The sequence below is a fragment of the Janthinobacterium sp. MP5059B genome, from assembly GCF_001758645.1.
GTDB lineage: Bacteria > Pseudomonadota > Gammaproteobacteria > Burkholderiales > Burkholderiaceae_D > Janthinobacterium > Janthinobacterium lividum.
The window spans coordinates 149,934-162,351 of the sequence record NZ_LRHX01000005.1; the positions used below are offsets into that span (position 1 = coordinate 149,934).

Below are 12,418 nucleotides of genomic sequence, written 5' to 3' on the forward strand. Positions count from 1 at the left end.
CCTATTCGTCCGGGCCTCGTGCCAGGCTGCTTGAACGTTGCCACGTCCACATCAGGCCGATGCCGGCCGAGGTGCCGCTGTTCTGGCGCAACAGCGGGCTGGCGCGGTTGGCGGCGCCTGTGTAAGTATCGTAGCGTACAAAGGCAAAGGCGCGCCAGTCCGGGTGTAGCCGGTACGAACCACCCAGGCCCAGCCGCGTGAGCATCAGCCCGCCTTTTGCCGCATACGCCGGGCGCTGAGCGGTGGCGAACGCGGGGCGCACGCTATACAAGTAATCGTTGATGGCGGCATTGCCCAGCACGGCGCCCAGGCTGGCATCGACATGCCATGCCTGCTGCTCGCCTTGCAGCGCGTAGACGAAGCGGGGCTCGAACGTGGCGCCCTGGCGGCGCAGGCCGCCGCGCGCTTCGATGACGGCGCGCAAGGGCAATTCCAGCCCCAGGCGGCTGTGCTGCGTCGGTTCGGCCAGCTTGATTTTCAGGCGCGGGCCAAATTCCACCAGGGTGCCCAGGTCCGGCATGCCGCGCCGGGCCGGCACGTCGCTGGAGCGGGCCGGCAAGGACAGGGCAAAACCGATATCGAAGTCGAGGCGATCCGTGTTGAGCAGGCGCGCGCCCACGCCGGAGCGGTCGGCGCGCAACACTTTCCCCCGATAAATCAGATAAGGCAGGGCCAGGCTGCGCGTCGAGCGTTCGCTGGCGCCGGGATAGGCGGGCGTGACGGCCGTGCCGCCAAACACGCCCGCTTCCCATAAGGGCAGCGGTGCTTCGGCGGCGCGCGCCGGCGCCATGGCAGTGCAGAGGGAGGTGGCGGCCAGCAAGGTGCGTGCGATATTCATCGGGGGACTCCGCAAGGTTTGCCCACCGGCAGCGATTCCAGGTCGGCAAACGCCCCCAGCGCTTGTGATTGATGCCAGCCCAGTTCATTGCGCACGGCCAAGGCTTCCGTCGCCTTGCCCTGGCGTTCATACTGGTCGATCAGCGCCTTGTAGCTGAGGGCGCTCGATTGTTTGCTGCGTTTCGCCAGCGCGATGGCCTGGCGGAAATGAAATTCAGCCGCATCGTAGCGGCAGGCTCCGCTGGCGGCGCGTCCCGCCTGGTGGTGCAGCCGCGCCTGCCAAGCGGGATCGCCATGGCCCAGTTCGACATTCCCGACGGCGTCCGCGTAGCTGCGCATGGCTTGCGCCCAGTCGCCCTGGCTGGCCGCCTCGCGTCCGAACTGCTCCTGCTGTGCCGCCATGCGCAGTTCCACCTGCGTGGCGCAGGCTGCCAGCGTCATCAAGACCAGCGGCAGGACGAGGCAAGAGCGGAAGGGGAGCAGTGTGGACATGGCGCCACTCTAGCGCATGGGAAGGCGCGCACGTTTGCGCGATACGCATGAATTCGGGATTTGCCCCGGCATGGATGACATATAATTTGCACACGACTTTGTTATTTTTGACAGTACACTTCACGGGAGCACCATGTTTTCACGCAAATTCCATTCTTGTGCACAGCTGATGCTGGCTACCTTGCTGATGGGCTTTATCGCCGCCTCCCCGGCGCGCGCGCAGCAGGCGGCCGTCAAATTGCCGAACGTGGTGATCCTGGCCACGGGCGGCACCATCGCCGGCAGCGGCGCCGACAGCACCACCACCGTTGGCTACACCTCGGCCACCGTGGGCGTCGAGCGCCTGATCGCGGCCGTGCCGGAATTGAAGAAAGTGGCGAATGTGAAAGGCGAGCAAGTGTTCCAGATCGCCAGTGAAAGCATGGGCAACAGCCACTGGCTGACCCTGGCCAAGCGCATCAACGTGCTGCTGGCCTCGAACGATGTCGATGGCGTGGTCGTCACGCACGGCACGGACACGATCGAGGAAACGGCGTACTTCCTGAACCTGACCGTGAAAAGCCACAAACCGGTGGTGGTCGTGGGCGCCATGCGTCCGTCGACGGCCATTTCGGCTGACGGCCCCATCAACCTGTACAACGCCGTGATGCTGGCGGGCAGCAAGGAAGCCGTGGGCAAGGGCGTCTTGGTGGCCTTGAACGACCAGATCAACGCGGCGCGCGAAGTGACAAAGACGAATACGTCCACCACCGACACCTTCAAGTCGCCGGAACTGGGCATGCTCGGCTATATCCAGGGCAGCAAGGCCTTCTTTTACCGCCAGTCGACGCGCAAGCACACCTTGGAATCGGAATTTGACATCAGCAAGCTCGATGCTCTGCCGCAAGTGGACATCGTCTACGGCTACGCGAACATGAACCGTGTCGGCATCGATGCCTTTATTGCTGCTGGCGCCAAGGGCATCATCCACGCGGGCGTGGGCGATGGCAGCGTGGCCGCGCAGATGAAGCCGGCCCTGGTGGAAGCGCGCCAGAAGGGCGTGCTGATCGTGCGTTCGAGCCGAGTCGGCCAGGGCATCGTTGCGCGCAATGGCGAAGCCAACGACGATGAACTCGACAGTGTCGTATCCGACACCCTGAACCCGCAAAAAGCCCGCATCCTACTGATGCTGGCCCTGACCAAAACGAATAGCACGCAAGAAATCCAGCGTATCTTCTATACCTATTGATCGCTGTCATGCAGGCCCAGCCACTGCGGCTGGGCCTGGTAGATTTACGCTTGCCCGCTTTGCTGCCATACTTCGCTTCTGAATAATTTCCTGGCAGAAGCAGCAATACTGTTCCTTCTCCCCTGTCCATGGCTATCCTGTCCGACATCATCCTGTATCCGATCAAATCGTGCGCCGGTATCCATTTGCGCGAGGCCGTCTTGACGCGTTCCGGGCTGATGAGCGAGCACGTGTTCGACCGCGAATGGATGGTGGTGGACGCGCAAGGCCGCTTCCTGACCCAGCGCGAATATCCGCGCATGGCGCTGATCGTGCCATCCATCAAGGCCACGACCCTGGAATTGCGCGCGCCGGGCATGCTGCGCCTGGAAATCGAGCTGGGCTTGCCGCACCCGCAATTAGCACCGCTGCTGGACGTGCAAGTGTGGGACGATACCGTGCGCGCCTACGATTGCGATGAAGTCACGGCCACCTGGTTCAGTCAGGCCATCGGCGTGCCGTGCCGCCTGGCGCGCTTTCACCCGGACGTGGTGCGCGCCACCAGCACCAAATGGACGGATGGCGTGGCTGCCTCGACCATGTTTGCCGATGGCTATCCCGTGCTGATCGCCGGTGCCGCCTCGCTAGCCGATGTCAATGACAAGCTGCGCGCCGCCGGCCGTGAAGCGCTGCCGATGAACCGTTTCCGTCCCAACCTCGTCATTGGCGACATCGGCGCCTTCGAGGAAGATTACGCGGACTTCCTGCAATTTGGCGCGACCACCTTGAAACCCGTCAAGCCGTGTTCGCGCTGCCCGATCCCGTCGGTGGACCAGGCCACGGGCGTGCCCGGCCCGGACCCGCTCGACGTCATGCATGGCTATCGCGCCAAACCCGAGCTCGACGGCGCCATCTGCTTCGGCATGAACGCCATCGTCACCGAAGGCGGCGATGAGCGTATCGTGGTGGGGCAGGACATCGGTTTCGAACTGGCATTTTAAGCATGGCGCCCGCACACAAGGGTTTAAGGTTTCTATGAATCAAGCAATACCGCCGGACCCGCGCATTGCCAGCCTCGAAGCCGAAAACCAGGCTTTGCGCGCGCGCATGGCTTTCCTGCTGGAACAGGTCGAGCGCAACCACGACATCATGTGCCGGCACCAGGCGTTCGACCTGGAAATCGTCAGCGCGTCCACCTTTCCCGAATTGATCGGCACCATCTTCCGCACCTTGCCCGTGATTTCCGACCTCGACGGCGTCACCCTGAGCCTGCTCGACGAGGATGACGATATCGTGCTGGTGATGGAAAAGCTGGGCGTCGATTTCAGCGCCTTCCCGCAGTTGCTGTTTGTGCATGTCGTGGCGGAGCTGGGTTTTGCTCCGCCGGCGTCCGTGGCCGAGGGGGAGGCGGCCTTGCCGCCGTTGCCGCTGCTGGGTGCTTTCGACGCGGCCGTGCATGGCCCGCGTTTTCCGCAGATCGACGCTCTGCGCAGCGTGGCGCTGGTGCCCTTGCTGCGCAACAAGCGCCTGATTGGCAGCCTGAACCTGGCCAGCAGCGACGTGACGCGCTTTACGCCCGCGCTGGGCACGGATTTCATCAAGCACATGGCGTCCATCATCGCCATATGCCTGGAAAACGTGATCAGCAATGAAATGCTCAAATACATCGGCTTGACCGATTCCTTGACGGGCGTCTACAACCGGCGCTATATCGACCGCCGGCTGCTGGAAGAAATCGCCCGTGCGCGGCGCCAGAATTATTGCATCTCATGCATGTATATCGACATCGACCATTTCAAATTGGTCAATGACACGCATGGCCACCAGGGCGGCGATGAAGTGCTGCGCGAGGTGGCCACGCGCATCCGCACGGAATTGCGCCGCTCCGATGCGCTGGGCCGTTTCGGTGGCGAGGAATTCGTCGTCCTGCTGATCGACGCCGACCTCGATAGCGCGACCTTTGTTGCCGAACGCATTCGCGCCAGCATCGCCGGCACCATGTTTGACTTGCCGGGCAGCGCGCAAGCGTGGGTCAGCGTGTCGATCGGCGTGGCCAGCCTGGAAGCGGACGCGGCGCTACTCCCCATCGAAACGGTGGCGCAGCAGCTGGTGGCGCACGCCGACCAGGCCCTGTACCAGGCCAAGGCCGATGGCCGCAACAAGGTCGTCAGCTGGCAGGCGCAGCCCGGTTAATTATTTCAATAGCAAGGTTTCGGCTTTGGCCACGGCGTCGGCCGTGCCGCGCAGCACCACCACGTCGCCGCTGGCCAGCTGCGTCTCGGGGGTGACATCAAGGCGGCCCCTGCCGCGGCGGATGGCGGTCACAAACGCGCCGCAGCCGGCCACGTCGATCGTGCTCAAGGGCAGTCCCACGCAGTGCGCGCCCTCGTTGACGGTGACCGTATGCAGGCGTTCCAGCTCGGCATCGTCGCCCGCGTCGCTGGAACCGTGGAAATAGCCGCGCAAGGACGCATAGCGTTCTTCGCGCGCCGCCTGCACCCGGTGCACCACGCGGCGCAGGGGCACGCCCATCATGATCAAGGCGTGCGAAGCGAGCATCAGGCTGCCTTCCATCAATTCCGGCACCACTTCGGCCGCGCCCGCCTTCTTCAGCTGGTCGAGGTCGGTATCGTCGTGGCTGCGCACGATGACGGGCAGGGTCGGCGCCATTTCGTTAAGCAAATGCAATAACTTCAGTGCCGAAGGCGTATTCGCATACGTGATCACCACGGCGCTGGCCCGGTAGATGCCGGCGGCCACCAGGCTTTCGCGCCGGCCCGCGTCGCCATACGACACGTGGGCGCCGGCCAGCTGCGCTTCCTGCACCCGTTCCGGGTCCAGGTCCAGCGCGTGGTATTCGATCTTTTCTTCCGCCAGCAGGGTGGCCAGGCTTTGTCCGCTGCGCCCGAAGCCGGCGATCAGCACGTGTTTCTGCGACGCCATGGTGCGCGTGGCGATCTTGGTCAGCGCCAACGATTGCATCATCCAGTCGTTGGCCGCCAGTTTCATGACGATGGCGTCGGACTTGGCGATGAGGAAGGGCGCCACCAGCATCGACAGCACCATCGACGCCAGCACCACCTGCACGACGAACGGGTCCATCAGCTTGATGCCGCCAGCCAGGTTCAGCAGCACGAAGCCGAACTCGCCCGCCTGCGCCAGTCCCAGCCCCGTGCGCAGGGCCACGCCGTTGCTGGAGCCGAACAGCCGGGCCAGCCCCGCGATCAGGGCGAATTTCAGCAGCACGGGGCCGCACAGCAGCAGCAGGACGAGCCACCAGTTCTCAAACACCACACGGATATTGAGCAGCATGCCGACGGTGATGAAGAACAGGCCCAGCAGCACGTCGCGGAAGGGCTTGATATCCTCTTCCACCTGGTGCTTGAATTCCGTCTCGGAAATGAGCATCCCGGCAACAAACGCTCCCAGGGCCAGCGACAGCCCCGCCCGTTCCGTGATCCAGGCCGCGCCCAGGGTAATCAGGAGCAGGTTGAGCATGAACAACTCTTGCGAGCGGCGCTTGGCGACGATGGTCAGCCAGCCGCGCACCAGCTTCTGGCCGATGAAAAGCAGCAAGATCAGCACCACCAGGGCCTTGCCGCCGGCCCAGGCCAGGGTTTCGGCCAGGTTGTCCGAATCGCGCGTGAGGGCGGGAATCAGGATCAGCAGGGGCACGACGGCCAGGTCCTGGAACAGCAAAATGCCGATGATCTTGCGGCCGTGTTCGCTTTCGAGTTCCAGCCGTTCCGTGAGCATTTTCGAGACGATGGCCGTCGACGACATGGCCAGCGCGCCGCCCAGGGCGAAGGCGGCTTGCCAGCTCAGGTGGATGTAGGCGGACAGGTAATGTCCGACGAACCAGCCGAAGAAGACGGTGGCGATGATGGTGGTGACCACCTGCGCCATGCCAAGGCCGAAGACGATGCGCCGCATGGCGAGGAACTTGGGGAGAGAAAATTCGAGCCCGATGGAAAACATCAGGAAGACGACGCCGAACTCGGCCAGAGTGTGGCTGGCCTCGTTTTCCGCCGCCAGGCCCAGCGCGTGAGGGCCGATGACGATGCCGACGGCCAGGTAGCCCAGCATGGGCGGCAAATGCAACATTCTGAAAGCGACCACGCCCAGCACGGCGCTGCCGAGTAACATCAGGGTCAGTTCAAGCGAGGAAAACATGGGTTGCCCGGTGCGGTCAATGGAAATCGTTGTTTGTTGTGACTGGCAAGTTTTTTGCTTTCCTAATTCGTTTATACTTTGGGCATGAGTGTAACCCATGAAAAAACAATGCTGAAAGCTTTTGATCGAATTGACATGCAAGCGACGACCGAGCGCGCCGTCGCGCTGGCCCGCACCACCTTGCAGATCGAGTCCGACGCCATCGTTGCGCTGCACGCGCGCCTGGCCACGGACGACAGCGTGGGCCGCGCCGTGGCGATGTTGTTGCAATGCAAAGGAAGAGTCGTCGTCTCCGGCATCGGCAAATCTGGCCATATCGCGCGCAAGATTGCCGCCACCCTCGCTTCCACCGGCACGCCGGCCCTGTTCGTGCATCCGGCCGAAGCGGCCCATGGCGACCTGGGCATGGTCACCTCGGAAGATGCTTTTATTGCCATATCGTACTCCGGCGAATCGTCGGAACTGATGGCCATCATGCCCGTCGTCAAGCGCATGGGTGGCGTGCTGATTTCCATGACGGGCAAGCCGAATTCGAGCCTGGCGCAATTGGCCGACGTGCACCTGGATATTTCTGTTGAGAAAGAAGCCTGTCCGCTGAACCTGGCGCCGACGGCCAGCACCACCGTCACCCTGGCCCTGGGCGACGCGCTTGCCGTGGCCTTGCTCGACTTGCGCGGCTTCAAGGAAGAAGATTTCGCCCGCTCGCACCCGGGCGGCGCCCTGGGCCGTCGCCTGCTCACGCACGTGCATGATGTCATGCGCAGCGGCGAACGCGTGCCGAAAGTGCCCGTGCAGGCTTCCTTGCTGCAGGCGCTGGAAGAAATGACGAAGAAAGGCATGGGCATGACGGCCGTCGTCGACGCGGACAACCGCCCCGTGGGCGTGTTTACGGATGGCGACTTGCGCCGCATGTTCGAGCGCGTGCAGGATTTCACGCAAGTGGCGATCCGCGACGTCATGCATGCGCAGCCGCGCAGCATCGCGCCCGAACGCCTGGCCGTGGACGCCGTGGCCGTGATGGAGCAGTTCCGCATCAACCAGATGCTGGTCGTCGATGCCGACGGCAAACTGGTGGGCGCGCTGCATATCCATGATCTGACGCAAGCGAAGGTGATCTGATGGATAGCGTGGCGGACAACCTGGCACGCGCGGCCAAGGTCAAACTGATGATCTTTGACGTCGATGGCGTGCTCACCGACGGCAGCCTGCATTTCGGCCCGGACGGCGAGATGATGAAAACGTTTAATGTGTATGATGGCCTGGGCATCAAGCTGCTGCAGGAATCGGGCGTGCAGACGGCCATCATCAGCGCGCGCCGCTCGGCCATCACGGCGCGCCGCGCGCAAGACCTGGGCATTACCCACGTACACCAAGGCGGCCACGACAAGCTGACGCCGTTTCGCGAACTGCTGGCGCTGACGGGCTTGACGGAAGAGCAATGCGGCTATATCGGCGACGACGTCATCGATGCGCCCATCCTGAAACGCGTCGGCTTTGCCGTCAGCGTGCCGGGCGGACGCCCGGAAGTGCAGGGCCTGGCCCACCATGTGACGCAGGCCGGCGGTGGCCGCGGCGCGGTGCGCGAGATCTGCGAATTCCTGCTGCGTGCCCAGGACAATTATGCGCGCGTCATGGCGCCGTTCCTGGAGTGAGGCGCGCCGCCTCGCCAGTGACATTTGAAAGAGTGAAGCCCTATGCGTAAGCCAGGAGGCGCCCATCGCTGGCGCATGATTTTTACCGTGCTGGGCGCGGTTGTTGTCGCGCTGGGCAGCTTTTGGCTGCTCGAGGTGATGAACAAGAATAGCCAGGACATCACGGCCAGCAAGCATCTGGATGAGCCCGACTATTTCATTACCAATTTCAGCCTGGTGCGTATGGACTTGACGGGAAAACCCAGCTATATCGTGTCGGGCACCAAGCTCACGCATTATCCGCTGGACGATTCGTCCGATATCGACCGGCCCTTCGTGCGCAAGCTCACGCCAGGCATGCCACCGATGAACATGAATGCGGAACTGGCGCATATCGACCAGGACAATACCCGGCTGCAACTGCACCGCAATGTCGTGATCGACCGCGTGGCCAGTCCGAAGGCGCAGAACCTGACGGTCAAGACGGAAGCGCTGACGGTGTTCCCGGATGAGGAAAGAATGGAAACGGACGTGCCTGTCGATATCCTGACGGGCACCTCGCGCCTCAATGGCATCGGCATGAAAGCCAATAACGCCACCGGCGTGGTGGAAGTGCAGAATGCGCTGCGCATGGTCCTCCCGCCGAAACCGCGCCCGGCCGCGGCGGCAAAATGACAGAATGAAACAAGGAAACCATACTATGAAGAACATCTTGCTGTTGACCGTATTTTCCCTGGCCATCATGGGCGTGGCGCATGCCGAGAAGGCCGATTCCGAGAAGGAAGCCGTCATCACGGCACGTAGCGGCCACGTCGATGACATCAAGCAGGTGCGCACCCTGACGGGCGACGTCGTGCTGGTCAAGGGGACCCTGACCATGAAGGCGGGTCGCGCCGTGATCACGGAAGATCCGCAAGGCTACCAGTTCATTACCTTCTGGGCCGATCCCGGCAAGCTCGCCACCTTCCGCCAGAAGCGCGATGGCGCGGGCGACCTGTGGGTGGAAGGCGAAGCGGAGCGCGTGGAATACGACAACAAGACGGAAGTGGTGAAACTGTTTTCCAGGGCCAAGCTGACGCGCCTGGAAGGCACGAAAGTGACCGACGTGGCCAATGGCGCCTTCATCTCGTATGACAGCCGCAAGGAAGTGTTTGCGATGGAAAATTCCAACAGCGGCACCAGCACCCCGGATGGCGGCAGCGTGCGCATGGTGATCCAGCCGAAAACCAAGGCACCGGCGGCGGAGAAAGCGCCGGCCACGCCTGCGCCAGGAAAGAAATAATGGATAATACTCGTTGCGGCAGCACCCTGATCGTTCGCGGGCTGCAAAAAACCTATGGCAAGCGGCAAGTCGTGCATGATGTCTCGCTGCAAGTCGAATGCGGCGAAGTGGTGGGTTTGCTGGGCCCGAACGGCGCCGGCAAGACCACCTCGTTCTACATGATCGTCGGCTTGGTGCCGTCCGATGGCGGCAGCATCGATATCAGCGGCGTGGACATCTCCAGCCTGCCGATCCACCGCCGCGCGCAGATGGGCCTGTCCTACCTGCCGCAGGAAGCGTCCGTCTTCCGCAAACTGACGGTCGAAGACAATATCCGCGCCGTGCTGGAAATCCAGACCGTCGAAGGCCGTCCGCTGACGAAGGCCGAGATCGAGGTGCGCCTGGATAAATTGCTGGCTGACTTGCAGATTGAAAAGCTGCGCGAGAACCAGGCCCTGTCGCTGTCCGGTGGCGAGCGCCGCCGCGTGGAAATCGCCCGCGCGCTGGCCACCGATCCCCGTTTCGTGCTGCTCGACGAACCGTTTGCCGGTGTCGATCCGATCGCCGTGATCGAGATCCAGCGCATCGTGCGTTTCTTGAAGGAGCGCAATATCGGCGTGCTGATCACCGATCATAATGTGCGTGAGACGCTGGGTATCTGCGACCGTGCCTACATCATCAACCAGGGCTCGGTACTGGCGTCGGGGCGCCCCGACGACATCATCGCGAACGAGTCGGTACGCCGGGTCTATCTGGGCGAACACTTCCGCATGTAAGCCAATGAAACAATCATTGCAGCTGCGCACTTCGCAGCACCTGGCACTGACGCCGCAGTTGCAGCAATCGATACGCCTGTTGCAATTGTCTACCCTGGAATTGCATCAGGAACTAGAGCAATTGCTGACGGACAATCCCTTGCTCGAACGCCTCGATGATCCGCTCGACCGTTCGCTGCGCCTGCTGTCCGACGGTGCCTTGAGTTCCACGGCCGCGCCGGCCGAAGCGCCGCCCCAGCCGCCAGGCCAGGAGGTGCCCGCAGCGCCGGCCGAAGCGGAAACCTTTGATGGCGATGCCGGCGAGGGTCCGGCCGCCGCGGATGGCGGCGACAGCGACTGGAGCGAGGCGAGCCGGGGCAAGGCGCCCGACGACGAAGATTCGCGTCCGCAACTGGAGGCCCATCACTGCACCCTGCGCGAACACCTGATGGAGCAGATGCGCGTGACGGTGCTTGAATTGCGCGACCGCGCGCTGGTCGAGCTGATCATCGACGCGCTCGACGACAATGGCTACCTGGAAGAGTCGCTCGACGACATCCTGGCGCGCCTGCCGGAAGAGCTGGAAATCGACGCCGACGAGATGCGCACGGCCTTGTCTCTCTTGCAAAGTTTCGATCCGCCCGGCGTGGGCGCGCGCAATGCCTCCGAATGCCTGGCGCTGCAAATCAAGCGTTTGCCGCACATCGCCATGGTGACGCGCCGCATGGCCCTCGTCATCGTGGAAAAGCACCTGGCCTGGTTTGCCCAGCGCGATTTCAACAAGCTGAAAAAAGCCCTCGATTGCGACGATGAAGACTTGCGCGAAGCGCAGACGGTGATTCGCCAGTGCAATCCGCATCCGGGCGCCGTGTTCGCCTCGGACGTGTCCGATTACGTGGTGCCCGACGTCGTCGTCAAGCGCGCGCGCAATGGCTGGCAAGTCACCCTGAACAACGATGTCATGCCGCGCCTGCGCGTCAATGCCATGTACGCCAACTTGCTCAAGCAGGGCAAGGGCGAGGGCGCCATGGGCGCACAGTTGCAGGAAGCCAAGTGGCTGATCAAGAATATGCGCCAGCGCTTCGACACGATCCTGCGCGTGGCGCAGGCGATAGTAGAAAGACAAAAGAACTTTTTCTCGCATGGGGCCGTTGCCATGCGTCCCCTTGTGCTCCGTGAAATAGCTGATACACTGGGTTTACACGAGAGTACTATCTCGCGGGTAACAACTCAAAAGTACATGCTGACCCCGCACGGCATGTTCGAGTTGAAATATTTCTTTGGTAGCCACGTCGCCACCGAAGCGGGGGGCGAAGCGTCATCGACGGCGATACGGGCATTGATCGTGCAACTGACAGGAGCAGAAGACCCTAAAAATCCTTTATCCGACAGTAAGATTGCGGACATGCTGGGGGAGCAAGGCATGGTGATTGCGCGACGTACTGTTGCCAAATACCGGGAAGCGTTGAAAATTCCGCCAGTGAGCCTGCGTAAGTGTTTGTAAGTTTTTTTCGGTTCCTCTGCGGGCCGGATAGGATGGACCGCACGAACCCGATCATCTTTAGGAGTGTGTATGAATCTCACCATCAGCGGACATCATCTCGAAGTGACACCAGCCATCCGTGAATACGTACAAACGAAGCTGGAGCGCGTGAAACGTCATTTCGATCAAGTCATCGATATTGCCGTGATTCTGACCGTGGATAACCTCAAAGAGAAAGAAAAACGTCAAAAGGCTGAAGTCAACCTGCGTTTGAGCGGCAAGACTGTCTATGTGGAAAGCTTGGCGCACGACCTGTACGCCGCGATCGATACCCTGATCGACAAGCTCGATAGGCAAGTGATGAAATACAAAACCAAAGTGCAAGGGCACGGTAAAGAGGCGATCAAGCATCTGCCAGACAACTCCGAGGAAGAAGCCGTCGTCGCCGTCTAAGGCCACCCGCTTCCAGCAGTTGTGATCAACTAAGGGCGCACATCTTGCGCCCTTTTTTGCGCCTGGACCTTTTGAGCGCAATGTTCGCCGCGCAGGGGCTAAAATGTTTGCACTTTCACTTTTTTC

At 62.1% G+C, this 12,418-nt stretch carries 13 protein-coding genes; 10 read left to right on the top strand and 3 right to left on the bottom strand.

Features of this window, described 5'->3' with window-relative positions:
- Position 1 precedes the first annotated feature (1 nt).
- The gene (locus tag JAB1_RS04335; RefSeq protein WP_070278964.1) at positions 2–838 is read right to left on the bottom strand and encodes a MipA/OmpV family protein; all 837 of its coding nucleotides are present in this window, start codon (positions 836–838) and stop codon (positions 2–4) included.
- Positions 835–1,329 (bottom strand): hypothetical protein, encoded by a 495-nt coding sequence (locus JAB1_RS04340; protein WP_070278965.1) that lies wholly within the window; start codon positions 1,327–1,329, stop codon positions 835–837. Before JAB1_RS04340 ends, JAB1_RS04335 begins: the two co-directional genes overlap by 4 nt.
- Before the next feature lie 187 nt (positions 1,330–1,516).
- Between JAB1_RS04340 and JAB1_RS04345 the strand changes: the two genes are divergently transcribed.
- The 3 genes from JAB1_RS04345 (at position 1,517) to JAB1_RS04355 (ending at position 4,729) form a co-directional block, all read left to right on the top strand.
- The gene (locus JAB1_RS04345) at positions 1,517–2,557 is read left to right on the top strand and encodes a type II asparaginase (protein WP_225317257.1); all 1,041 of its coding nucleotides are present in this window, start codon (positions 1,517–1,519) and stop codon (positions 2,555–2,557) included.
- Positions 2,558–2,685: 128 nt separating this feature from the next.
- Positions 2,686–3,537, top strand: coding sequence for an MOSC N-terminal beta barrel domain-containing protein (locus tag JAB1_RS04350; RefSeq protein WP_070278966.1), 852 nt, complete (start codon positions 2,686–2,688; stop codon positions 3,535–3,537).
- A gap of 34 nt (positions 3,538–3,571) precedes the next feature.
- Positions 3,572–4,729: a DUF484 family protein gene (locus JAB1_RS04355; RefSeq protein WP_070278967.1), complete on the top strand. Its 1,158-nt coding sequence runs from the start codon at positions 3,572–3,574 to the stop codon at positions 4,727–4,729.
- Here JAB1_RS04355 and JAB1_RS04360 read toward each other — a convergent pair whose 3' ends face one another.
- Positions 4,730–6,709, bottom strand: a complete 1,980-nt coding sequence (locus tag JAB1_RS04360; protein ID WP_034778378.1) for a monovalent cation:proton antiporter family protein — start codon at positions 6,707–6,709, stop codon at positions 4,730–4,732.
- A gap of 108 nt (positions 6,710–6,817) precedes the next feature.
- Between JAB1_RS04360 and JAB1_RS04365 the strand changes: the two genes are divergently transcribed.
- From JAB1_RS04365 to raiA, 7 genes are all read left to right on the top strand, one after another.
- Complete coding sequence (locus JAB1_RS04365) at positions 6,818–7,828, top strand: KpsF/GutQ family sugar-phosphate isomerase (RefSeq protein WP_092609071.1); 1,011 nt, start codon at positions 6,818–6,820, stop codon at positions 7,826–7,828.
- Positions 7,828–8,361, top strand: coding sequence for an HAD hydrolase family protein (locus JAB1_RS04370; RefSeq protein WP_034778379.1), 534 nt, complete (start codon positions 7,828–7,830; stop codon positions 8,359–8,361). The genes JAB1_RS04365 and JAB1_RS04370 overlap by 1 nt, the downstream gene beginning before the upstream one ends.
- A 42-nt stretch (positions 8,362–8,403) precedes the next feature.
- Positions 8,404–9,015 carry an LPS export ABC transporter periplasmic protein LptC gene (lptC, locus tag JAB1_RS04375; protein ID WP_070259590.1) on the top strand — a complete coding sequence of 204 codons (612 nt, stop codon included), beginning with the start codon at positions 8,404–8,406 and terminating at the stop codon, positions 9,013–9,015.
- A gap of 25 nt (positions 9,016–9,040) precedes the next feature.
- Positions 9,041–9,622 (top strand): lipopolysaccharide transport periplasmic protein LptA, encoded by a 582-nt coding sequence (gene lptA / locus JAB1_RS04380; protein WP_034778381.1) that lies wholly within the window; start codon positions 9,041–9,043, stop codon positions 9,620–9,622.
- Entirely contained in the window at positions 9,622–10,377 is a 756-nt protein-coding gene (gene lptB, locus JAB1_RS04385) for an LPS export ABC transporter ATP-binding protein (protein WP_034778383.1), read from the top strand. Before lptA ends, lptB begins: the two co-directional genes overlap by 1 nt.
- A 4-nt stretch (positions 10,378–10,381) precedes the next feature.
- Complete coding sequence (locus JAB1_RS04390; protein ID WP_070278968.1) at positions 10,382–11,860, top strand: RNA polymerase factor sigma-54; 1,479 nt, start codon at positions 10,382–10,384, stop codon at positions 11,858–11,860.
- A 69-nt stretch (positions 11,861–11,929) separates the two neighbouring features.
- Positions 11,930–12,292: a ribosome-associated translation inhibitor RaiA gene (raiA, locus tag JAB1_RS04395; RefSeq protein ID WP_034778388.1), complete on the top strand. Its 363-nt coding sequence runs from the start codon at positions 11,930–11,932 to the stop codon at positions 12,290–12,292.
- The last annotated feature ends 126 nt before the right edge of the window (positions 12,293–12,418 follow it).

Bases quoted from the DNA above. Each gene is read 5' to 3' on its own strand.
- lptC (WP_070259590.1), top strand. From the start codon at position 8,404: ATGCGTAAGCCAGGAGGCGCCCATCGCTGGCGCATGATTTTTACCGTG.
- JAB1_RS04335 (WP_070278964.1), bottom strand. From the start codon at position 838: ATGAATATCGCACGCACCTTGCTGGCCGCCACCTCCCTCTGCACTGCC.
- lptB (WP_034778383.1), top strand. From the start codon at position 9,622: ATGGATAATACTCGTTGCGGCAGCACCCTGATCGTTCGCGGGCTGCAA.
- raiA (WP_034778388.1), top strand. From the start codon at position 11,930: ATGAATCTCACCATCAGCGGACATCATCTCGAAGTGACACCAGCCATC.
- JAB1_RS04370 (WP_034778379.1), top strand. From the start codon at position 7,828: ATGGATAGCGTGGCGGACAACCTGGCACGCGCGGCCAAGGTCAAACTG.
- JAB1_RS04345 (WP_225317257.1), top strand. From the start codon at position 1,517: ATGGGCTTTATCGCCGCCTCCCCGGCGCGCGCGCAGCAGGCGGCCGTC.
- JAB1_RS04365 (WP_092609071.1), top strand. From the start codon at position 6,818: ATGCTGAAAGCTTTTGATCGAATTGACATGCAAGCGACGACCGAGCGC.
- lptA (WP_034778381.1), top strand. From the start codon at position 9,041: ATGAAGAACATCTTGCTGTTGACCGTATTTTCCCTGGCCATCATGGGC.
- JAB1_RS04340 (WP_070278965.1), bottom strand. From the start codon at position 1,329: ATGTCCACACTGCTCCCCTTCCGCTCTTGCCTCGTCCTGCCGCTGGTC.
- JAB1_RS04350 (WP_070278966.1), top strand. From the start codon at position 2,686: ATGGCTATCCTGTCCGACATCATCCTGTATCCGATCAAATCGTGCGCC.
- JAB1_RS04355 (WP_070278967.1), top strand. From the start codon at position 3,572: ATGAATCAAGCAATACCGCCGGACCCGCGCATTGCCAGCCTCGAAGCC.
- JAB1_RS04360 (WP_034778378.1), bottom strand. From the start codon at position 6,709: ATGTTTTCCTCGCTTGAACTGACCCTGATGTTACTCGGCAGCGCCGTG.
- JAB1_RS04390 (WP_070278968.1), top strand. From the start codon at position 10,382: ATGAAACAATCATTGCAGCTGCGCACTTCGCAGCACCTGGCACTGACG.